Source organism: uncultured Neptuniibacter sp. (assembly GCF_947498015.1).
GTDB lineage: Bacteria > Pseudomonadota > Gammaproteobacteria > Pseudomonadales > Balneatricaceae > Neptuniibacter.
Genome location: NZ_CANMIR010000004.1, coordinates 48,977 through 70,717, shown reverse-complemented (window position 1 = coordinate 70,717; position 21,741 = coordinate 48,977). Strand labels below are relative to the sequence as shown.

The window sequence follows — 21,741 nt, the reverse complement described above, 5'->3', positions numbered from 1 at the left end:
GATTGTTATCACTTAAGAGATCTATCTGTGCTAAAGAGTAGAAAAGACTAAGAATTGATTGGTCGGGATGAGAGGATTTGAACCTCCGACCCCTTGCACCCCATGCAAGTGCGCTACCAAGCTGCGCTACATCCCGACAATAGAACCTGGGAACGAACGTTCCTCAAGAGAGGCGGTATATTAACTTAACTCTCTGATCCTGTGAAGTTTTTAAGTTAGCTATTTAAGGTTTCTGCTGTTTTTTGAGATCAGAAAGAATCTCTTCAAGCTCTGTGATCGTCTGCCTTAATAACTGCTTGTACTGACTTTGATCATCCTCATTATTCTCGCCCGCTAAATACTGCTTCGCTCCGCTTAGCGTATAGCCCTGCTCGTGCAGCAGACTTTTAATCTGGCGGATTAACAGAACATCCTGGCGTTGATAATAACGACGATTATTTCGTTTAACAGGCGATATCTGATTAAACTCTTTCTCCCAATAACGCAGCACATGCGCCTTGAGGTCACAAAGTTTAGATACTTCGCCAATAGTGAAATAACGCTTACCCGGAATCGGGTTCGCATCATTATTCTGGGACGTCTCCAGCATAAGTTTCGACGCGGTCCTTGAGTTTTTGACCTGGGCGGAAGGTTACGACACGCCGAGCGGAAATCGCAACCTCTTCACCGGTTTTAGGATTCCGGCCCGGTCTCTGACGCTTATCGCGCAGATCAAAGTTACCGAAGCCGGATAGTTTTACCTGCTCGTTCGCAGCCAGACATGCCCGGATTTCATCAAAAAACGATTCAACCATCTCTTTGGCTTCACGCTTGTTTAATCCAAGCTCTTCATTAAGGCGTTCCGCCATTTCAGCTTTTGTTAACGAGCTCATGATAAATCACCCTTCGCTGCTTACTCTCGCAATGAGGCACTAAACTCACTGGCTAGTGCAGAAACAACCGCATCAATCGCGTTGTTTATTTCTTCATCATTAAGAGTGCGCGAAGGATGCTGCCACGTCAAGCCCAGAGCAAGACTTTTTCGTCCTGATTCAATACCTTGGCCTTGATAGACATCGAATAATGTTACTTCTTTCAGGAATTCACCCGCCTGTTTTTCAGCAATCTGACGAATAGAATCAAACGCCGTTGCTTCATCAACAATGAGTGCAAGGTCACGTCTTGACTCAGGGAATTTTGAAATTTCACTGTATCGAGGTAGTTTACCTTTACACAAAGCAGCCTGATTAATCTCGAACAGGTAGATTGGACCATTTAGTCCCAGCCCTTTAACCAAATTCGGATGTAACGCACCCAGATAACCTATCTTCTCTCCATCTCGCTCAATACGAGCTGTCTGGCCAGGATGCAGAGCTACATGACTATCAGCAACAAAGTTGAACTGCTCTTCAGCCCCACCGAGTGCTAGCAGGCTTTCCAGATCTCCTTTGATATCAAAGAAGTCCACCTGATCTTTGCCAGCATTCCAGCCTTCCGGATCCCGCTCACCTGCCAGCACGCCAGCAACAACATTCTCCTGAACAATCTCCCCCCCTTCCGAAGGTAGGAAACGCTGACCGCTTTCAAACAAACGAACGCGGCTTTGCTGACGATTCTGGTTGTACTGCAACGCCTTAACCAGGCCAGGCCAGATCGTTGTACGCATCACTGCCATTTCAGCAGAGATAGGGTTTGCCAATGCAATCGCTTCGTACTGATCATCAAACTGTTTAGCCAAGCCCGCTTCGATAAAGCTGTAGGTGATCGCTTCCTGATAACCCAGAGCGATCAAAGCGCGGCGAACCTGCTGAATAGTTACCTTAGTTTCATCACGCTCTTTGATCGGCATCGATGCGGTCGGTGTACGGACCGGCAGGTTGTTGTAACCATATACACGAGCCAGCTCTTCAATCAGATCGACTTCGATAGCAATATCAAAACGGTAAGAAGGTACGGATATGTGCCACTCACCTTCAGTCGAGGTTTTCTCTACGCCCAGACCCAAGCGCATCAAAATCTCTTCGATCTCTTCTGCAGGCATTTCGAACGCAAGCATCGCGTTCACTTTAGCGTGACGCAGGAAAACCTGGCGATCTGAAGGCAGTTCATCTTGGTTTGCTGTTTCAGTAACAGGGCCCGCTTCTCCACCTACGATATCAAGCAGTAACTCGGTTGCCCGGTTGATCGCACGAGTCTGCAGCTGCCAGTCCACACCACGCTCAAAGCGGTGCGAGGAATCTGTGTGCAAGCCATAAGAACGCGCACGGCCAGCAATAGAGATCGGGTTAAAGAAAGCGCTTTCCAGGAAGATATTCTTCGTTTCAGCAGTCACACTGGTAGGTTCACCACCCATAATGCCAGCCATTGCAACAGGGCCATTCGCATCAGTAATTGCCAGTGTGTCAGCATTCAGCTCAACTTCCTGACCATCAAGCAGCGTTAGTTTCTCACCCTGCTCAGCACGACGAACAACAATACCGCCCGCCAGTTTATCCAGGTCAAAAGCGTGCATCGGCTGACCCAGTTCAAGCAGAACGTAGTTAGTCACATCAACAACCGGATCGATGCTACGAACACCAGAACGCTCCAGCTTCTGTTTCATCCACAGTGGCGTCTCTGCAGCCGGATCAATACCACGAATCACTCGGCCTACATAACGTGGGCAGTCTGCCGCATCTTTCAACTCAACCGCAAAGGTATCGTCGATCACAGCAGCCGTTTCTTTATCTTCAACAAAAGTAACCGGCGCTTTGTTCAGTACACCGACTTCACGAGCAAGGCCCGCAATGCTCAAACAGTCACCACGGTTTGGCGTCAGATCAACATCAATGATCTTGTCATCCAGGTTCAGATATTCACGGATTGAAGTACCTACAGGCGCATTAGCCGGCAGTTCCATAATGCCATCGTGATCATCTGAAATACCCAGTTCATCTTCAGCGCAAAGCATGCCAAAAGATTCAACCTGGCGAAGTTTAGCTTTTTTGATTTTGAAATCTTTGCCATCAGGCCCAGGTAGTACAGCCCCAACTGTAGCAAATGCGGTTTTTAAACCCGCACGCGCATTAGGCGCGCCGCAAACAACCTGAAACTCTTCGCTGCCATTGGTAACTTTGCATACCTGCAGCTTGTCAGCATTTGGGTGCTGCTCAGCTGCTAGGATTTCGCCTACTACCACACCTGTAAAATCTTTTGCTGCCGCCTCTACTTCGTCTACTTCCAGACCTGCCATTGTGATCTGATCAACGATACCCTGTGTGTCGATGGCAGGGTTCACCAGTTCACGTAACCACTTTTCACTGAATTTCATTTTGCTTTCCCGAAAATCCTGTTAATAACCGCTAAAACGTTTGTCTTGATCAGTTGAACTGATTCAGGAAACGCAGGTCGTTTTCAAAGAACAGACGCAGGTCATTTACGCCATAACGCAGCATAGCCAGACGCTCTACCCCCATACCGAAGGCAAAACCGGTGTACTCTTCCGGATCGATACCGGAGTATTCAAATACTTTTGGATGCACCATGCCGCAACCCAGCACTTCCAGCCATTTACCATCACCGCGATCGATATCGACTTCGATGGAAGGCTCTGTGAACGGGAAATAAGAAGGGCGGAAGCGAACTCGAACATCTTCTTCAAAAAATGCACGCAGGAACTGTTCCAGCGTACCTTTCAGATCAGCAAAGCTGATATTTTTATCCACAATCAAACCTTCCACCTGATGGAACATGGGTGAGTGAGTCTGATCGTAATCGCAACGGTATACGCGACCGGGGCAGATAATACGCAGCGGCGGCTCCTGAGACTCCATCGTTCTGACCTGTACGCCAGAAGTATGGGTACGCAGTAGCGTATTAGCATTAAAATAGAATGTATCATGCATCGCACGAGCCGGGTGGTGCGAAGGAATATTCAATGCTTCAAAATTGTGATAGTCGTCCTCAATCTCAGGACCTTCTTCAACGGTATAACCGATAGAAGCGAAAAACTCTTCAATACGCTCCATCGTCTTGGTCACCGGATGCAGACCACCCAGCTCCTGACCACGACCAGGCAAGGTTACATCAATTGTCTCAGCAGCAAGCTTGGCTTCCAAAGCGGCTGATTCCAGCTCAGCTTTACGTGCATTAATTTTTTCCTGCAACGCCTGCTTTGCTTCATTGATTTTTGCACCCGCCTGCGGACGCTCTTCTGGTGTCAGCTTACCCAATCCTTTCAACAGAGCAGTCAGTTCACCTTTCTTACCCAGATACTGAACGCGCACATCATCCAGCTCTTGAGTGGAGGTTGCTTTAACAACCGCTTCGGCACCTGCTGACAACAGGCTTTGAATGTTTTCCATTATCCGGCTCCAACTATTCGGAGATAATCTGTAATTCAGTCGTTTTGCTTAACACTTAACTACTAAAAACTAAGCAAAAAAAACGAAAAAATAGGGGAAGAGTTCGCACCCTTCCCCTATTTCAAAGTAGTCGCTTACACGACACTGGGTGCTAGCTTACGCCAGAGAAGCTTTAGCTTTCTCAACGATTGCAGCAAATGCGCCAGCTTCATGTACAGCCAGATCAGCCAGAACCTTACGGTCGATTTCAATGTTGGCTTTTTTCAGACCAGCAATGAAACGGCTGTAGGACAGACCATTGATGCGAGCACCAGCGTTGATACGTGCAATCCACAGAGCGCGGAACTGACGCTTACGCTGACGGCGGTCACGGTATGCATACTGACCAGCTTTGATAACGGCCTGTTTAGCAACGCGGAATACACGGCTACGAGCACCGTAATAACCTTTTGCTTTTTTCAGGACTTTTTTGTGACGACGACGAGCAATAACACCACGTTTTACGCGAGCCATGTCTTTCTTCCTCTAAATTCTGTTAACTAAAAAATCAATTAAATGTAAGGCAGCATGCGACGAACCAGCGCCTTGTCTGCAGCATGAACCTGCAGCATAGGGCGAAGCTGACGCTTACGCTTTGTAGATTTCTTAGTCAGAATATGACTTGTGAAAGACTGCTTGTGCTTAAAGCCGTTAGCGGTTTTTTTAAAACGCTTAGCCGCACCACTATTAGATTTCATCTTAGGCATTACTAAAATCTCCACGCATTCGTTAATTTTTTTTCATTCGAAACAAACGACAAAACCCGTAGCCGACTTTGACAAGTCAGTCACGGGTTAAGGAAAGTAACGAATTACTTTTTCTTCTTCGGAGCTAGAACCATCACCAATTGACGACCTTCCATCTTCGGACGCTGTTCAACTACAGTCATCTCTTCCAACTCTTTTTCAATACGTTGGAGTAACTGCATGCCCAGCTCCTGATGAGCCATCTCTCGGCCGCGATAACGCAGTGTTATCTTGGCTTTATCTCCTGCTTCAAGGAAACGTATCAGGTTGCGTAGCTTGACCTGATAATCCCCTTCTTCCGTATTAGGACGGAATTTCACTTCCTTGATCTGGACCTGATGCTGCTTTTTCTTGGCTTCATTCTTTTGCTTCTTCAGCTCATAAAGATGCTTGCCATAATCCATCACTTTACAAACGATGGGATCAGCTTCAGATATTTTCACCAGATCAAGTCCCGCTTCTTGAGCTGCCTCAAGAGCGTCATTTACCGGTACGATGCCAATCTGTGTTCCGTCTGGACCAATAAGTCTGCACTGTTTAGTTACTTTCAGTAGATTCTCATTGATCATGGGCTCCTCTCTGCGAGCGCCCCTTCTATTATCACGCCTGATAGCTATATCTCCTGACTATAATTATTTTAGTCAATTAGTCCTGACGACCTTTCCTGGCGACATCACTGCCAAGAAGGTTTATGAATTCATCCAGAGGCATCGATCCAAGATCTTCACCTGTACGAGTACGTACTGCAACAGCACCTGCCTCAACCTCTTTATCGCCAATTACGAGAAGATATGGAACCTTCTGTAAAGTGCGCTCGCGAATTTTAAAGCCGATCTTCTCATTTCTCAAGTCCGACTCAGCCCTGAATCCTTTATTTTCAAGATTTTGGACAACTTTTTCACAATATTCTGCCTGTTTGTCAGTTATATTCATAACAACAGCCTGAACTGGTGCCAACCAAGTCGGCAGAGCACCTGCGAAATTCTCTATAAGTATACCGATAAAACGTTCAAAAGAACCCAAAATTGCACGGTGTAACATAACCGGTGTTTCACGATCGCCGTGCTCATTAACAAACTGAGCGCCTAAACGACCTGGCATTGAGAAATCAACCTGAATGGTGCCACACTGCCATACACGACCCAGGCAATCTTTCAGCGAGAACTCAATCTTAGGGCCGTAGAATGCGCCCTCTCCTGGCAACTCTTGCCACTCCAGACCGGCAGCATCCAGTGCATCTGCCAATGCTTTTTCCGCTTTATCCCAAACTTCGTCCGAACCCACACGCTGTTCAGGGCGAGTAGACAGCTTGTAGATAACCTCTTCAAAACCAAAATCTGCATAAACCTCGTCCAGAAACTCAATAAAACGGGCAACTTCAGATTGAATCGAATCTTCAGCACAGAAGATATGCGCATCATCCTGAACAAAACCACGCACACGCATAATGCCATGCAAAGCACCTGATGGCTCATTACGGTGGCAGCACCCAAACTCAGCCAAACGTAGCGGAAGATCGCGGTAAGAACGGATCCCCTGATTGAAAACCTGTACGTGGCACGGGCAGTTCATCGGTTTAATAGCAAAATCGTGGTTCTCAGAATGGGTCGTAAACATCTCTTCAGAGAACTTATCCCAGTGACCTGATTTTTCCCACAGAGAGCGTTCGACCACTTGAGGAGTTTTGATCTCGTCATAACCATGCTCACGCTGTTTCTGACGCATATACTGTTCGATCTGCTGATACAGCGTCCACCCATTTGGATGCCAGAACACCATGCCGGGAGCTTCTTCTTGCAGATGGAACATATTCAGCTGCTTACCTAACTTCCGGTGATCACGCTTTTCCGCTTCTTCCAGACGGTGCAGATATGCTTTAAGTGCCTTTTTATCGCCCCATGCAGTGCCATAAATACGCTGCAGCATCTCGTTATTAGAGTCGCCACGCCAATAGGCACCCGCAACCTTCATCAGTTTGAACGCTTTGATATGACCCGTAGATGGCACGTGCGGGCCACGGCACAGATCGATAAAGTCGCCCTGAGAATAGAAAGACAGGTCTTCTGAGTCTGGTACCGCTTGAAGCAGTTCAACTTTATACTTCTCACCCATCTCATCAAACATCTTCGTCGCTTCATCACGACTCATCAGAGAGCGGGTAACAGGTAGATTCTGCTTTGCCAGCTCAGCCATCTTCTTCTCGATCTTTTCCAGATCCTCAGGCGTGAATGGACGTTCGTATGCAAAATCGTAATAGAAACCATCTTCAATAACAGGCCCGATAGTTACCTGAGCACCTGGGAACAGCTCCTGAACAGCCATCGCCATCAAATGCGCGGTCGAGTGACGGATCACTTCCAGACCGGCTTCATCACGTGCAGTAATGATTGCTAGCTCAGCATCGTTTTCAATAGTGAAGGAGGTATCAACTTCTTGACCGTCAACTTTACCAGCCAGTGCAGCTTTCGCCAGACCAGCGCCGATATCAGCAGCAACTTCAAATACAGTAACAGGGTTAGCAAACTCACGTTTGCTACCATCAGGCAGGGTAATTACAGGCATGTTATTTCCTTGGTATCAGTGGTGACCCATACGTGAGGCCACTTATTAAATGCTATACATCTCGATGTCGTACAAACCAAGTACGGTGCGAGTGGGCGCATTGTAAGGAATTAAAGCTATAGAGGCTAGTAGGATCTTATAGTGTCGAACGTTTTTAGTTCGAAACGATTGATTGTTGAAATAAGTTACTCAACTGCGTTTCAGATGAACATCAAGCTGTGGGAAAGCGATCTCAATTCCGGCCTCTTTAAACTTCATATCAATCGCGGTGTTTACACGATGAGTCATCTCCAGCCGATCAGACATCGCATTCACATAAAGCCGTAACTCCAGATTCAGCGCACTATCCCCAAATGCAGTAAAAAAGACTTCGGGCTTTGGTTCTTTGAGAACCCTCTCCTCTTCCATCGCTGCCTGTAGCATAAGAGACTTAGCACGTTCAGTATCAGAACCGTAAGCCACCCCGACAGGTATCACAATTCGTGTAATCGAATCGGTTAACGACCAGTTGATCAACTGTTGGGTAATAAACGTTTTATTCGGGATAATCACCTCTTTTCGATCCCAATCTACAATGGTTGTAGCCCTGATCTGAATGCGTGTGACCGTTCCTGTCAAATTATCAATTGTGACGGTATCTCCAATCCTTACTGGCTTTTCAAATAAAATAATCAGACCAGAAACAAAGTTGGCAACTATCTCCTGCAAACCAAACCCCAAACCCACCCCTAAAGCAGCCACCAGCCACTGAAGCTTGCCCCACTCAAGTCCAAAACTCGAAAACGCACTAAAAATGCCAAACAGAATAAGGGCATACTTGATCAGAGAGCTTACTGCATAGCCTGTACCGGGTGATAAGTTCAGATTACGCAGAACCAAAAGCTGCAATAATCCGGGAAGGTTGTGAGCCCCCACTAAGCATAGGGCTAGAATCGCAATTCCAAAGACAACAGACTTCAGAGTAATCTGCAATGTTGTGCCATCTGTGCTGATCGTACTCCACAGTTCAACGTTATCTAACGCCCCGAAAAAGGTGAAATATCCCCCCATCAGAGACCACATCATAGATACAAACACAACGATGGTTGCAGTTTTCAGCAATGTCTTCGAATGATCTGAGATAGTACGCAAATTCAGGTAGTTTGTTTCTAGCGGTGACGGCTCCTCATCATGATTTTCTCTGGCCGCTAATATTTCAGCCCGGCGCTCCTTTGCACGATCAAATTCCAGCCGGCGCTTGGAGATCAGAACCAGACGCATCCCCATTTTGTAGAAAATATACGCCAACAGGATCAAACCAAGGAGCTGAAACAGAGCATAGATCAGGAAGTTAACGGTAAACAGATAGCCCATCCCTGCCAATAACAGCATTAGCAGGCAGAAAACAAGCAGACTAAACACCCACGCCTGAGTTTTGACCCACCATCGATCAGCCGCTTTCCACTGATGGCGATGCCGCAGCAAACTGGCCAATATGAAGCCAACAACCAGTAGCAAACTAATCACTGTTAATCGTACCAGCCCCGAACGCATCTCTTCGCTATCGATCTCCCAGAGATAGATCTGGAATATCAGGAGTGGCAAGCCAACCAGATAGATCCACGTAAGCCGCCGACGAAAACCTAGCGCTAACTGCTCATTTAAACCGAAATGACTGCAAAACATCCCATCAGGTCTCTGCAACCAGCCCCTCAACACCAGTACGATCCAGGTTGATAGCCCAGTGACCCTCAATATAGCTGCCAATTGAACAGCGTCTGGATGATCGGGATTCAATATACTTTTACCCACCACCCAGATCAGCAGAGGTATGCCTAAAGATGCCAATGGCATCAGCAGAAACAACTGAAGCGTATGATGAAACCGGTCAGTTACAACATTACCTATCTGGTCCGCCCATAGCTTTTGATGATGTAGAAGGTAAACTCGTACCCACAAACACAGCATCACAGCGACTCCGAGGATACTCAGTCGCAGGTAAAGATTCCCATGTGGTTTTATGATCGATTCGGGTGAACGCTCATACCAATGCTGAGCCAATTCCACTGCAGACAGATAGAGAGATTTTGGCCATGCCAGATCAACTTCTCGGGTCACCGGATTCCATAGAAGGTGCTGGCTGATCAATTCACGATTGGCTTCTATCTTCAGGTTAATCTGACGCTGCAACTGAAGTACCTGAGTCAGGCTCGCCACCAACTGGCTATGAGCATCAATGCTCTGATCCAGGAGCTTGATACGATTAGACTGAATTGCCCTGAGTCCTTGTGTAAGAGTCTCATCAGCGACCTCATCCCCTTCCCGCACGGTGGCTAGCAAACTATTTCTCGACTGCTCAAGTTGACTCTCTGCCAACTGGAGTAAGGCGATATCTTTCTCTAGCTGATCAGGATCAATCGGCTCACGATTGGCCAAAATAAATTGAATCTGATCCGGTGTAATATGGCTAACATTCAGTTCCAATTGCTGAGAGATAGTGCTGAACGAATGCGTTAACAGGGATAATCGGTCCTGCAACGCCCGACGTTCCAGATCACTTTCTTCTATCTGTTTCAGGATCTTTCGTAATGCATCAGATAACTGTTTATTTTTTTGCTCCTCTAAGCTCAGAGCAGGTTCAGATTTTTGCGGTGTATTCTCACGATCCAGTTCCTGTAGCGTCTCCTCCGCACGCTTACGTTGACGCGACTGTTTTATTGATAAAAGATTTTCCAGGTAACGACTCTTCAGCAGCCGTTCCTCTTCAAGGCGCTGCCAGTTGAGTTTAGCAATCTCAATCCGCTTAGGCAGGACAAGCAGAGCCAGCTCGAACGACTGTATTTTAAGATTCTTTTCCGTAAATAGCGCTGCCTGAAAAGGCTCTGAAAGGTCATTGTTAGCCGGGAAGTTTTCCCTGAGAACATTCTCAGATATCCCCTTCAACTCAGATAGTTGTTCACGAATATTCGCCAGGTTAAGCGCTGCCTGAGTCTCTGTCTGTTTAAACTTTGCCTGATCACTTTTTAGCTCAAGTAGGCGGGTATTAGTCACAGTGATCAGATTTTCAAGAGCGGTATCGCTTACTTTGGCATCGGGCAGCTCCGGCTCATGCGGTGCCACTTGAAGGCTCTCTTCTAGGGTGAGAAGCGTGTCTGGCTGTTTATCCAGTTCCTGTTTGAGCGTCAATATGCGCTCATTGAGTTGCAACTGACTTTTCAGAGCCGTGACGATTTTTTGCAGAATTAATCGACGACTTCGATCAGCAGGAACCTCACTTGCTTCTAAACCATCAAGTTGTCCCTGATACTGCTCAATATCCGATTCCACAGAGGCTGACACCAGCACAGAGAACAGTAGAACACTGCTACTGATCAGACAGAGTAGCGCTTTACCTATTTTCATCTCGTGCCTCCATTGATAGACACCTAAGCTTACACTTAGGCCAGAGCTCACTCCGCTTCTTCTAACTGCCTGCGAGTATAGTCGATATGATCTGAAGCCACCTGCTTTGCCAACTTAGGGTCACGATTAAGTAACGCCTGATAGATCTGTGTATGTTGAGCACTGATACCATCAGGATAGCGCCCAAACTTTTTTAAAGTGCGATCCAATACCCCATAGATCGCATTAAAATAGCGGCTATAAAATATCTGGCTAAATGAGATTACTAATAAGTGATGACTGGCTTCAGCTATCATCATATGAAAGCGGAGATCTGCTTTTGCCTTAGATAAGGTGGTCACACCACTACCTCGGGCCTGCATCGCATGGTACTCACGACCGATCTTTTCCAATTGTTCATCTGTCGCCCGCAAAGCAGCATAGAAGGCAGCCTCTCCTTCCAGAGCGGCTCTCATCTCCATGACCTGAACCTGAAACTCAAAATTATCACCCGCCCCCTCAACCTGAAGATCAAAGTGGGGGTCAAGTAAATTTTCACAGAGACTACCCCCTCCACGATAAGTGGAGATCATCCCTTTAGATTCAAGATCCTGTAGTGCTTCCCTCACCGTTGCACGTGAGAGCTGATATTCATCCGAGAGCACACGTTGCGAAGGAAGCTTATGACCCGGACAGATATCACCGAAAAGAATCTGCTCCTGAAGTATACGACTCAATTGCTGACTTCTGCTGAGCTGTTTGATGCTCATCGCTTGCTACACTCCTCTTGGTCAGACCAGTTAGCAGTCTAGCATTTCTTTTCGCCAACCACTTAACTATCTTTCCTCTATCACCACGAACATTTTCGATAGATCAAAAATCAAAATAACAATTAGCGCACCCGGCCAGCTGTTTAGCCCAGCGCTCTAAATAGCGAAATAAACCATGACAAACACAATTAACAGCCCCAGAGTAGGACTCTTTGTAACCTGCCTGGCTGATATGTTTAGGCCCAGTGTGGCGTTCGCAACGGTAAAATTGCTTGAAGCAGCCGGATGCACAGTCGAAGTCCCTGAAAAACAAACCTGTTGCGGCCAACCTGCTTACAACTCTGGAGATAAGTCCACAACCGCAGATATCGCTCGACAAACCATAGAGGCATTTGATGGTTATGAGTATGTGGTCGGTCCTTCAGGCTCCTGTATCGGCATGCTTCACTATTATCCTGATGTTTTTGATGAGGATGATCCCTGGAAAGCACGGGCAGAGAATTTAAAATCCCGCGCATTCGAGATCACTCAGTTTCTAACAGACATTGTCGATTTCGATAAGATCAATGCGGCTTTTGAAGGCACGATCACCTACCACGACTCCTGTTCCGGCCTTCGCCAGCTAGGCGTCAAAGAGCAACCCAGAAAGCTGCTGTCAAAAGTAGCCAACCTAACGCTCAATGAGATGGAGGAAGCAGAAACATGCTGTGGTTTTGGCGGGACCTTCTGTGTTAAATATCCGGATATTTCAAATCGTATGGTCTCTAACAAAACCCAATACATCAGCGATTCCGGCGCCAGCACCCTTGTTGGAGGCGATCTCGGTTGCCTACTCAATATGGCAGGCAAACTTAAACGCGAAGGCAAGACAATTGAGGCCCGCCACATAGTCGAAATATTGGCTGATATGACCGACACCCCAGCGATCGGTGAAGCCGATTATGATCTGGCAAAAGCGCTTTAAGGCGGGAGTATGACTATGCAAATCAAGAGTCCACAGTTTAAAGAGAACGCCCGCATCGCTCTTAAAAATGTCGAGTTACAGGAGGCACTAAGTCAGTTCAAATACGGCTTTCCTGTCAATCGGGCAAACGCAATAAAGCGACTACCCGAATTTGAAGAGCTCCGTGATGAAGCACGCGATCTAAAGAACCATATCATCCAGAACCTGGATATCTATCTGGAACAGTTTGAAAGTAAGGTGGTAGAAAACGGAGGGCATGTACATTGGTGCCGAACCGGTGATGATGCCAACCAGGCAATTTTAGATATCTGCAAACAGGTTAATGCCAAAACAGTTACTAAAGGTAAATCCATGGTCTCAGAAGAGATCAACCTAAATGATTACCTAGAGAAGAATGGCGTTCAACCCATAGAAACAGACTTAGGTGAATACATTCTGCAACTACGTGACGATCATCCTAGTCACATTATTGCGCCCGCGATTCACCTGAATGTGGACGATGTCTCGGAGACCTTCCACGAGCACCATAAGCGCCCGAAAACAGGAGATCCTCAGGCCCTTATGAAGGAAGCCCGCGAGGTACTGCGTAAGCAATTTGTTAGCGCAGATGTGGGTATTACCGGTGCTAACTTTCTCGTAGCAGAGACGGGATCTACCATTATCGTAACCAATGAAGGTAACGGTGATCTGACCCAAACACTGCCAAAAACACATATTGTGATTACTTCAATCGAGAAAGTGGTACCCACCCTTGAAGATATGAGTTTGTTCCTACGTTTACTGGCACGCTCAGCAACAGGGCAGGAGTTCACGGTATATAACACCCTATCAACTGGCCCTAAGCGCGACACAGATCAAGATGGTCCAGAGAACTTTCACGTAGTACTAGTCGATAACGGCCGCAGTGAAATGGTTGGCAGTGAATTTCAGGATATGCTGCGCTGTATTCGCTGCTCCTCCTGTATGAACCATTGCCCTGTCTATGGCGCGGTAGGCGGTCACTCCTATGGGTGGGTTTATCCTGGTCCAATGGGGTCGGTGCTAACACCTAAGATGATCGGTATTGATAAAGCCGCTCACCTGCCAAATGCATCCACCTCTTGCGGCAAATGCGAGGAGGTATGCCCTGTTCGAATTCCACTGCCTAAACTGATGCGCCATTGGCGAGAAAAAGAGTTCGAAAAACATCTGACCCCTAAAGCGGTCAGGTTTGGCATTGCCGGATGGGCTTTCTTTGCCAAACGCCCAGCGATCTATCGTTGGTTGGCCCGTAGCTCGGCTTGGTTTATGAGTAGTATCGCCGGCAAAAAAGGACGTATTAAAAAACTACCTTTAGCTGGAGGCTGGACCGACTGGCGCGATATGCCAGCACCGCAGGGCAAAACATTCATGGATCAGTGGAAAGCTAAACAGAAGGCGGGAGAGTAACGATGAGTAAAGCAGAGATCCTGAGTAACATCCGCCACGGTTTGGGTCGAGGCTCCGCCACCGCGGAACAGAAAAAAGCGGCAATGAAGAGAATCCAGGCCCATAAGGCAACCATTATTCCAAAGCGCTCTCAACTTGACCAAGCGGGGCAGATTAAACTGTTTCGGGAGATGGCCTCTGGTGCTGCGGCAGAGTTGATCGATATTCACCATCTCAGCCAGTTACCCGCCGCCGTCTCAGAATGGTTAAAAAAGCATGACTTTTCGACACTGGTCAGTGCAAGTGACGAGTGCCTTAACGAGCTGGACTGGGCCGCTCTAGGGGATATCCAACGTGAACAGCGCATCGCTCAGTCTGGTGATGTTGCCAGCTTAACCACCTCTATGGCTGGTATTGCAGAAACCGGAACACTGATGCTGTATTCCCGACCTGAAAGCCCTACTACGCTGAACTTTCTGCCTGACTGTCACTTAGTATTACTCAAAGAGTCCGACATCGTCGGCAGCTATGAAGATGCCTGGAATCAACTACGTCGCAAGCATCCCGACAGTATGCCTCGTACCGTCAATATGATTACAGGCCCCTCCCGAAGCGCCGATATCGGACAAAAGCTTCAGATGGGAGCACATGGTCCCTGTGTACTCGTAATTTTTGTCCTGAAAGACGTTTAAACCTCGTCTCTTAACCACCTTTGCCACCTCCTCTGAGGTGGCTTTTTTTACTTCAACCTCATAGCGTCACCCCACCACGACCAAATTAACCCTGTAACGATTTACTGAATTTTCATTCAAGCCTGAACCCTTCAGGCCGATAGAATAAAACATAGTTATTAATATGATCGATTAAGCTGAAATGGATTACAGCCAGTTAGTCGTAATCAAGCAGGTTTAGTTATGGAAGTAAATGAGATAGCCGCTACGGCTTCTGCAGCCAGTGCTCAACAGACACAAAGCAGTCATGCAGTGAAATCTGCAGAGATGGCTCAGGATCAATTTGAGCAAACCGGTGAACAAGTGATGCAGTTACTTGAAGTAACAGCCCCCGGCAAACTGCGGACTGACCCACTCAGCCCACTGGGATTACATATAGACGTAAAGGCTTGAGGCTAAAATAATCTCCGCTGCGGCGCGACCAGTTCATCAAAATCTTCGTTCAGAAACTGCATGATCGTCTCACATACAGGACGTATCTGTTTCTCCAGATAATGCTGATAATCCAACGGCGAGTTTGTAAACTCCTTTGGTTCAGCTCCATTAACCGTCATCACATATTCGATATAGCTGCCAGAGCGATAAGGGCTGGGGCGATTACTTTGCCGGTAGAAATGTTCAGCTTTTAACCCCGCCTGTACATGGGGTGGCCTGTTTTTCACATACTGATCCAAACGCTGACGAATACGTTTACGATAGATCAGCTTTTGATCAAGATTACCGGTATTCAATTGGTTGACAGTATCGACTATCAAAGATTTCCACTCTTGACCCAGGAACACGCGTTCATAAAGCTTCTCCTGAAGCTGACGCGCCACCGGGGTCCAGTCAGTCCTGACATTTTCAAGGCCTTTAAAGACCAGCTTTGATCCACCATCCTGTTGGACTCGAAGACCCGCATATCTTTTCTTAGTACCTTTTTCTGAGTGCCGCATAGTCGGCATTAGAAAATGACGATAATGGGTTTCAAACTCAATCTCTAACAACGAATCCAGCTGAAATCGATCATTAAGATTCTGCTGCCACCATCGGTTCAGATACCTGGCCAATTCATCTCCTTTTGCAGCCGCATCCCGCTCCGGAAAATCATCACCCAACCAGACAAACACCGAATCCGTATCGCCATAGATCACCTTGTAACCAAAATTTTCCTCGATACACTCCCGTGTTTTAGTCAAAATTTCATGACCACGTAACGTGATCGAGCTGGAAAGCCGTTGATCGAAGAAACGGCAAACATTTGAGCCCAACACGCCATAAAAGGAGTTCATGATGATTTTGATCGCCTGAGATAATGCACTATTGTGAGATTTCTTGGCTTGATCTCTTGCCGCCCATAAGGATTCAATCAATTCAGGCAGGATGGTCTTACTTCGGGAGAAGATCGCATGATTAAATCCGGGGATGAGATCATCAGGCTGCCCCCCCGGTTTCAGGCCTTCTGACAAGCCATAGGGATCAATCTTAAAGGTCCTGATAATACTGGGGTACAGGCTTTTAAAATCCAGTACCAGGACATGACGATATAGACCAGGCAGAGAATCCATGACATACCCGCCAGGAGCCCCCAACCCGGAGATCCCTGTGGCGTATTCAGGCGCAACGTAACCTGCACGATGAAGGTTAGGCAGGTACTGGTTATCAAAGGCGGCAGCCGATCCTCCCACTTTATCCAGAGGCAAACCGGTAAGGCGTGCCCTCTCCACAAGGTAGCTGATCAGATCAGCTTTAGCGAAGATGTCCCACACAAGCTTGCAGTCTTCCAAATTGTACCGAGCTAATGCCGCTTTATCTTCGCGAAAAAGCCGTTGAATCTCCCCGCCACGGTCATCTACATGGTCTATCACTTTGCCACGATCGAGAAGTTCACGTGATACATTTTCCAGAGAATAGCTTTCAAACTGATAGGTAGCACCTTTCAGAGTATCAATCCCATCCAGCACCACTCGTCCTGCGAGCCGGACAAATAACTTGCCCTGCCCACTTTCATAAAGCTGCATTGGCTGCTCATCACGCCCCAACTTCATGGGAATACCTAACGCTTCAGAACGCTTTTGCAGTACCCGAAAATCAAACCCTACAACATTCCAGCCGATGAAGATGTCTGGATCACAGTCTCTAACACCCTGAACAAATGCCCTTAACAGGGCTGCTTCTGAATCAAAATACCTGATGAGCTCCGTATCCTCTCCCTCACCGAGCATCAATACACATTGAAATTCTTCTGTGTACAGAGCTGCCGACAGAATTTTGTCCGCACGCATAGTGGTTTCAAGATCAAAAGAGAGGATTTTGAAGCGGGGTAGATAATCGGATGGTTTAAGCTGTGCAACTCCATTTACAACCTGAAACTCGACCCCTCCCTGTATAAAGCGCTCCATCAGGTAGCGATCCGCATGCCGGATATCCTCCTCCATCATAGGGATATGATGCTCTCGGAGAAGATCCTGAATCTGACGGTAGGTTTTAAGGCTGCTGCAGTAAAGGGCATGTACCCCTTTTCCGTTCAGATCTGTGAGATGAACCTTTGCAAGCCGCCACTTATCAAGATGAACGGCCAAAGATCCAACTTTATCTGCCTGCTCATCATGTATAAAGAAAACAGCTTCCTGCTGACTAACCGTAACCGGTATCACCTGAGAATCGGTACGAAGCCAGTACGTCAACTTGATACCACGGGAGCTATCCTGCTGCTGACGTGTCAGGATAAAGCCTGTATCCACAGCCATATTGTCTCTACTCAAGGCATTAATGGACACAGGCAGTCTCAGCCGAAAGGAACCACAATGTCGATATCTAACAGTTCAGGAAAGGCATCACGCACTTGTGCTTCATACTCAGCCAGATAGAGTAATTTCAAGTTTGGGCCGGCATCCATCGTCAGATACAACGGCACACCCAATGAGCGTAATTCCCACACCCGCTGCATCGCAGCCACTGATTCTGGTTGCCAATATAGCAGCGGCGGCCATGAAGCGATCATCGTAGCATGCATTGAGAGCGCATTATGTTCAGCCGTCTGGCCAAGCAGTTCAAAATCCTGATCAGCCAAAGCCCGTTTAATCGTCTGCAGATCCTGTTCCGCTTGCTTAGGCCATTGCTCGTACAGTGCTGCGGTATCAACTGTTCTTTGCATCCCCGAGCGGGAATCAATCTTTTTTGCTCCGGTCGCTACTTTTAATAACCCAACCCGAAATCCAGGCCAAGTGATATTAATAGGTTCAGCAAAACTGTCCATGCCATCAGCTCGGTTCCCTTTATGCCACTCGACAAACCCTTGATAGATAGAACGCGAAGCACTACCACTTCCCATTCGGGCAAAAGCGGAAAGCCGATCATGACTCAGCCCCAAATGATAAAAATCATTTAATGCCAACATCAGCGCAGCAAAACCTGAAGCGGATGAGGCCAGCCCGGCTGCAGTTGGAATGTTATTTTCTGTTTTGATGCACACTGGCTGATCCAGCTCGCGGCGAAAAAGGCTGATAAAAGCTACGACCTTCCTGGCAAAAGGATTATCCTGGACAACCGCTTTACCATTCAGGAAAACCTGATCTGTACCTGTGTCTGACTCCGTGATCTCTGTGCGGGTACCTAAGCTGCCCAATGAGATCGATAGGGAACCATTCACGGGTAGATTCAGTTCAGCATCACGTTTCCCCCAATATTTACACAGCGCAATATTGCTGGGCGCGAATGCTTCTGCACGGACACCCGCATCAGGAAGATCAGGCAAGCAGAATTCAATAACTTGAGCTTTAGTCGATTTCAATCGTGACTCCTTGCGGGGCGATAGCGACCGGGATCTGTTGATAATCGGTTTTGATATCGGGATCAGCACCCAGTGCCAATACACAATCCCCGAGGCCAGAACCTGAAATTTTCACGCCATCAATCAAATTACTTTCTCTCAGAGTGTAAACCAGTTCGCTAATATTTCTGTCAGAAACCCCTAAGGCATCCATCAAGCCCTGATAGTTATTCATCAATAACCCGAGCTTCTTCCAATCCTGTTCCAGGACAGCCAATTCTGCACGTTGAGTTACCTGCCCCATTAGCTTATAGAGCTGTGTATAGATTTCAGGATTACGTTGACTTAACCCCTCAACAATTTTGAGTACATCTGGGGTTCTAGTCTTGTAGCCCACATAAAACAGTGAGATGGGTGGTAACCCTTCCAGAGCTGTGATCTCCCGGGGTGCTACTCGATATGACACAAACGAACCGAAAATACTGGCGACCAGATCCGTACCCGAACCACGACCACCCTGCACTTTATGTACGATCTCCAATGAGCGCGCAAACAAACTATGCCGATCTACTGATAAGCGCGAGTAAACCGATAAAGCGGCAACAACGCCTGCGGTCACCGCAGCCGATGATCCTAACCCTACCGTGTGGGAAAATTCAGCTTCAATTTTCAAGGTAAAGCCGGAAGGAAGATCAGGCTTAAGGTGCTCAATCGCAGCAAGTACGAAAGTGAGCCGAGGTTCCTCTGTTAGCTGTGCCAGATCTGAATGATACTCGGCAAGCACCGAGTGCACATGTATCTGATTGTCCGGCTCAGGGATTAAACTAACAGTGATATATTTATCCACAGCACAAGCAAGCGCTTTTTCACCAAATAAGACCGCATGCTCACCCATGAGCATGATGCTGCCGGGCACTTTGACACTAATCTTTTGCAAGATGAGCTCCTTGATTAACTTGCTGCAATGGGATCAACTCAATCCCCAGCGCCTGAACTGCTTGAGAACTGAATAATTCAGGTAGGTAGACCAGCACTGTTCCAGCCTTTTCCCCTTTAACAGCACCAGCACCACAAATTTTTGCCGCACCACCCATGCGCTCTACTTCACTGATCAGGACTCTGACTTTTTCAGGTACAACACCAATACAGTTCAAGAGTCGATGATTCTGTCTGACCAGTTCAACGATCTCTGAATGGGAAAGTCCCTGCGTCCATCTGGCAGCAATATCTGAAAATTCAGACCAAATATCAGACTTCTGATGACGACGGCGCACCTCCGCTACAACTTCACCCGTCGATCCATCAGGTTCTCCAGTATGACAGCGATACCACCCTGACCCCAATGAGAGCTGAAGCGGCTCAACAACCTCACCTTGCACCCTGACAGCGCCACCAAATGTGGTTGCCGCTGCATCAATCATGCTGCCCCGACCATGTTGCAAACGTTCGCAATACCTGACCTGTTCGGCAAAGGCATAGAGCGAGGGTAATGTAACCTCAGATATAGACTCTGCAAGTTTGAGTGTCGCAGCGATAACCGCAGCGGAGGACCCCATACCTGAACCAACCGGGATGGTACTTGTGATACTGATGCGCCCACCCTGAATCGATGGAAATTTTGAAAGGCTATAAAATATCAGCTCGCCAGGAGAAGCCAAGAGATCAGTGACAGCTATCTCTTCCTCAATAAAACGCTCATAGCGCTCATCGAGCTTTAGCGATAACTGATCGATCTCATTCAGAGAAGCATGAAACCGCCCAACCCTATCGGTTTCAATCGAAATCTGACCGGAGTGATCCGGAGAAAAGGTTGCGGTGACAAAATTATCAACCGCAAAAGCAATAGCGGGAGCCCCATAAACAACAGAGTGCTCACCACTCAGTATCAGTTTACCTGGGGCCTTAGCCTTCATTAGCAGATGACGTATTCTCGTTTATGGCCACTGATTGCTGCCAGGCGGAAGCGCCCTGTTGTGGCAGATGGCATATCATGGTGCTCACCATCACGAGGATCAGGGTAGCGATAGAGATTAAGATACTCTTCGTAGCTCACTTCCTGACGTTCACTCAACATCTTATGATGCGTTAACGTATGCAAGCACTGTTCATAACCCGCAACAACGGTACCGGAAAAGAATTCAGCTACACAACCCGAGCCATAACTGAAGAACCCCACCTTATTACCCGCCAGGTTCTGCTTGCAGTTCTCAAGGAGTGAAGTCAGACCTATGTACATCGAAGCAGTATAACTATTACCAATAATGCGATTGTAATGGAGCGTATCTTCAATCTGCTGCTCTACCTGCTCCAGAGAGAGGCCTACTTTATTGACCTTAGCCAGGTGCTTATGCGCCTTTTCAGCCATACGGCTGAACGGCAAGTGATAGCAGAAATGTGAAAAATCGTTAAATGCCAGAGAGCTTGCTTCGACGAAGTTCTCCCAGGCCTTCTTGAGGGACTTAAGATAGATTTTTGTCGAATACTTGCCATCAACCAAAGCGGTAGTACGGTAATTCGGGCGCCAGAAATCCATGACGTCTTCAGTATAATTACCCACTTCGGGGTCGATTTCGATGAGACGGGGGCTGGCTGAGATAAGCATTGCTACTGCACCGCAACCTTGAGTTGCTTCACCCGAAGTATCCAGGTCATAACGAGCAATATCAGAAGCAACCACTAGTACTTTTTTCTCAGGCTGGCGAGCAACAAGCGCACAAGCCATCTGGATTGCTGCTGTAGCACTGTAACAGGCCTGTTTTAGTTCAACCACTCGGCAGTTAGCTTGCAATCCCAGCAACCGGTGAACATAAACACCTGCAGCCTTGGACTGATCTACACCTGTTTCGGTTGCAAACATCAAGGTGCTGATTGAGTCAGCTCCAACACGTTCAATCAATGGTTGGGCTGCATTAGCCGCCATCGTTACAACATCTTCATCAGGTGCAGCCATGGACATTTTTTCCTGGCCAATCCCCTGATAATACTTGTCTGAATCGATCTGCTGAACTTCTGCCAGAGTCCGTAAATCCAGATAATAATTAGATGTATAGAAACTTATTTCGTCAATACCAACTGACATTCTTGGTTCT

At 47.4% G+C, this 21,741-nt stretch carries 19 protein-coding genes and 1 tRNA gene; 4 read left to right on the top strand and 16 right to left on the bottom strand.

Going from position 1 to position 21,741, the window contains the following annotated elements:
- Positions 1-59 precede the first annotated feature (59 nt).
- The 11 genes from Q0882_RS06330 to Q0882_RS06280 form a co-directional block, all read right to left on the bottom strand.
- A tRNA-Pro gene (locus Q0882_RS06330) sits at positions 60-136 on the bottom strand.
- Between the two features lie 87 nt (positions 137-223).
- On the bottom strand, positions 224-589 hold the full coding sequence (locus tag Q0882_RS06325) for a MerR family transcriptional regulator (RefSeq protein ID WP_299179222.1): 366 nt from the start codon (positions 587-589) through the stop codon (positions 224-226).
- Positions 567-872, bottom strand: a complete 306-nt coding sequence (ihfA, locus tag Q0882_RS06320) for an integration host factor subunit alpha (RefSeq protein WP_299179220.1) — start codon at positions 870-872, stop codon at positions 567-569. The genes Q0882_RS06325 and ihfA overlap by 23 nt, the downstream gene beginning before the upstream one ends.
- A 20-nt stretch (positions 873-892) precedes the next feature.
- Entirely contained in the window at positions 893-3,289 is a 2,397-nt protein-coding gene (pheT, locus tag Q0882_RS06315; protein WP_299179219.1) for a phenylalanine--tRNA ligase subunit beta, read from the bottom strand.
- A gap of 49 nt (positions 3,290-3,338) precedes the next feature.
- A complete protein-coding gene (pheS, locus tag Q0882_RS06310) occupies positions 3,339-4,322 on the bottom strand; it encodes a phenylalanine--tRNA ligase subunit alpha (RefSeq protein ID WP_299179218.1) in 984 nt (327 codons plus the stop codon).
- A 156-nt stretch (positions 4,323-4,478) separates the two neighbouring features.
- Positions 4,479-4,835 carry a 50S ribosomal protein L20 gene (gene rplT / locus Q0882_RS06305; RefSeq protein WP_299179217.1) on the bottom strand — a complete coding sequence of 119 codons (357 nt, stop codon included), beginning with the start codon at positions 4,833-4,835 and terminating at the stop codon, positions 4,479-4,481.
- A 38-nt stretch (positions 4,836-4,873) separates the two neighbouring features.
- The gene (rpmI, locus tag Q0882_RS06300) at positions 4,874-5,068 is read right to left on the bottom strand and encodes a 50S ribosomal protein L35 (RefSeq protein ID WP_007022505.1); all 195 of its coding nucleotides are present in this window, start codon (positions 5,066-5,068) and stop codon (positions 4,874-4,876) included.
- Positions 5,069-5,172: 104 nt separating this feature from the next.
- Positions 5,173-5,676 carry a translation initiation factor IF-3 gene (infC, locus tag Q0882_RS06295; RefSeq protein ID WP_299179215.1) on the bottom strand — a complete coding sequence of 168 codons (504 nt, stop codon included), beginning with the start codon at positions 5,674-5,676 and terminating at the stop codon, positions 5,173-5,175.
- 76 nt (positions 5,677-5,752) lie between these two features.
- Positions 5,753-7,669, bottom strand: coding sequence for a threonine--tRNA ligase (gene thrS, locus Q0882_RS06290; RefSeq protein WP_299179213.1), 1,917 nt, complete (start codon positions 7,667-7,669; stop codon positions 5,753-5,755).
- 189 nt (positions 7,670-7,858) lie between these two features.
- Positions 7,859-11,050: a mechanosensitive ion channel domain-containing protein gene (locus Q0882_RS06285; RefSeq protein ID WP_299179211.1), complete on the bottom strand. Its 3,192-nt coding sequence runs from the start codon at positions 11,048-11,050 to the stop codon at positions 7,859-7,861.
- 47 nt (positions 11,051-11,097) lie between these two features.
- Entirely contained in the window at positions 11,098-11,799 is a 702-nt protein-coding gene (locus Q0882_RS06280; protein WP_299179209.1) for a FadR/GntR family transcriptional regulator, read from the bottom strand.
- 175 nt (positions 11,800-11,974) lie between these two features.
- Here Q0882_RS06280 and Q0882_RS06275 point away from each other — a divergent pair, with 175 nt between their 5' ends.
- From Q0882_RS06275 to Q0882_RS06260, 4 genes are all read left to right on the top strand, one after another.
- On the top strand, positions 11,975-12,763 hold the full coding sequence (locus Q0882_RS06275; protein ID WP_299179207.1) for a (Fe-S)-binding protein: 789 nt from the start codon (positions 11,975-11,977) through the stop codon (positions 12,761-12,763).
- Positions 12,764-12,772: 9 nt separating this feature from the next.
- Complete coding sequence (locus Q0882_RS06270) at positions 12,773-14,191, top strand: LutB/LldF family L-lactate oxidation iron-sulfur protein (protein ID WP_299179205.1); 1,419 nt, start codon at positions 12,773-12,775, stop codon at positions 14,189-14,191.
- Positions 14,192-14,193: 2 nt separating this feature from the next.
- Positions 14,194-14,862: an LUD domain-containing protein gene (locus Q0882_RS06265; protein ID WP_299179203.1), complete on the top strand. Its 669-nt coding sequence runs from the start codon at positions 14,194-14,196 to the stop codon at positions 14,860-14,862.
- 222 nt (positions 14,863-15,084) lie between these two features.
- Positions 15,085-15,294, top strand: coding sequence for a hypothetical protein (locus Q0882_RS06260; RefSeq protein ID WP_299179201.1), 210 nt, complete (start codon positions 15,085-15,087; stop codon positions 15,292-15,294).
- Between the two features lie 2 nt (positions 15,295-15,296).
- On the opposite strand, the gene Q0882_RS06255 is transcribed toward Q0882_RS06260, so the two are convergent.
- The 5 genes from Q0882_RS06255 to Q0882_RS06235 are packed head-to-tail and all read right to left on the bottom strand — an operon-like array spanning position 15,297 to position 21,731.
- Positions 15,297-17,630: a DNA polymerase II gene (locus Q0882_RS06255; protein WP_299179199.1), complete on the bottom strand. Its 2,334-nt coding sequence runs from the start codon at positions 17,628-17,630 to the stop codon at positions 15,297-15,299.
- Between the two features lie 38 nt (positions 17,631-17,668).
- Positions 17,669-18,673 (bottom strand): diphosphomevalonate decarboxylase, encoded by a 1,005-nt coding sequence (gene mvaD, locus Q0882_RS06250; RefSeq protein ID WP_366915915.1) that lies wholly within the window; start codon positions 18,671-18,673, stop codon positions 17,669-17,671.
- Positions 18,660-19,589 carry a mevalonate kinase gene (mvk, locus tag Q0882_RS06245; RefSeq protein WP_299179197.1) on the bottom strand — a complete coding sequence of 310 codons (930 nt, stop codon included), beginning with the start codon at positions 19,587-19,589 and terminating at the stop codon, positions 18,660-18,662. Before mvk ends, mvaD begins: the two co-directional genes overlap by 14 nt.
- Positions 19,576-20,565, bottom strand: coding sequence for a mevalonate kinase (locus Q0882_RS06240; RefSeq protein ID WP_299179195.1), 990 nt, complete (start codon positions 20,563-20,565; stop codon positions 19,576-19,578). The genes mvk and Q0882_RS06240 overlap by 14 nt, the downstream gene beginning before the upstream one ends.
- Positions 20,565-21,731, bottom strand: coding sequence for a hydroxymethylglutaryl-CoA synthase (locus tag Q0882_RS06235; RefSeq protein WP_299179193.1), 1,167 nt, complete (start codon positions 21,729-21,731; stop codon positions 20,565-20,567). The genes Q0882_RS06240 and Q0882_RS06235 overlap by 1 nt, the downstream gene beginning before the upstream one ends.
- Between the last annotated feature and the right edge of the window lie 10 nt (positions 21,732-21,741).

Excerpts from the sequence above, each read along its gene's own strand:
- Q0882_RS06325 (WP_299179222.1), bottom strand. The coding sequence starts at position 589 with ATGCTGGAGACGTCCCAGAATAATGATGCGAACCCGATTCCGGGTAAG.
- ihfA (WP_299179220.1), bottom strand. The coding sequence starts at position 872 with ATGAGCTCGTTAACAAAAGCTGAAATGGCGGAACGCCTTAATGAAGAG.
- pheT (WP_299179219.1), bottom strand. The coding sequence starts at position 3,289 with ATGAAATTCAGTGAAAAGTGGTTACGTGAACTGGTGAACCCTGCCATC.
- pheS (WP_299179218.1), bottom strand. The coding sequence starts at position 4,322 with ATGGAAAACATTCAAAGCCTGTTGTCAGCAGGTGCCGAAGCGGTTGTT.
- rplT (WP_299179217.1), bottom strand. The coding sequence starts at position 4,835 with ATGGCTCGCGTAAAACGTGGTGTTATTGCTCGTCGTCGTCACAAAAAA.
- rpmI (WP_007022505.1), bottom strand. The coding sequence starts at position 5,068 with ATGCCTAAGATGAAATCTAATAGTGGTGCGGCTAAGCGTTTTAAAAAA.
- infC (WP_299179215.1), bottom strand. The coding sequence starts at position 5,676 with ATGATCAATGAGAATCTACTGAAAGTAACTAAACAGTGCAGACTTATT.
- thrS (WP_299179213.1), bottom strand. The coding sequence starts at position 7,669 with ATGCCTGTAATTACCCTGCCTGATGGTAGCAAACGTGAGTTTGCTAAC.
- Q0882_RS06285 (WP_299179211.1), bottom strand. The coding sequence starts at position 11,050 with ATGAAAATAGGTAAAGCGCTACTCTGTCTGATCAGTAGCAGTGTTCTA.
- Q0882_RS06280 (WP_299179209.1), bottom strand. The coding sequence starts at position 11,799 with ATGAGCATCAAACAGCTCAGCAGAAGTCAGCAATTGAGTCGTATACTT.
- Q0882_RS06275 (WP_299179207.1), top strand. The coding sequence starts at position 11,975 with ATGACAAACACAATTAACAGCCCCAGAGTAGGACTCTTTGTAACCTGC.
- Q0882_RS06270 (WP_299179205.1), top strand. The coding sequence starts at position 12,773 with ATGACTATGCAAATCAAGAGTCCACAGTTTAAAGAGAACGCCCGCATC.
- Q0882_RS06265 (WP_299179203.1), top strand. The coding sequence starts at position 14,194 with ATGAGTAAAGCAGAGATCCTGAGTAACATCCGCCACGGTTTGGGTCGA.
- Q0882_RS06260 (WP_299179201.1), top strand. The coding sequence starts at position 15,085 with ATGGAAGTAAATGAGATAGCCGCTACGGCTTCTGCAGCCAGTGCTCAA.
- Q0882_RS06255 (WP_299179199.1), bottom strand. The coding sequence starts at position 17,630 with ATGGCTGTGGATACAGGCTTTATCCTGACACGTCAGCAGCAGGATAGC.
- Q0882_RS06240 (WP_299179195.1), bottom strand. The coding sequence starts at position 20,565 with ATGAAGGCTAAGGCCCCAGGTAAACTGATACTGAGTGGTGAGCACTCT.
- Q0882_RS06235 (WP_299179193.1), bottom strand. The coding sequence starts at position 21,731 with ATGTCAGTTGGTATTGACGAAATAAGTTTCTATACATCTAATTATTAT.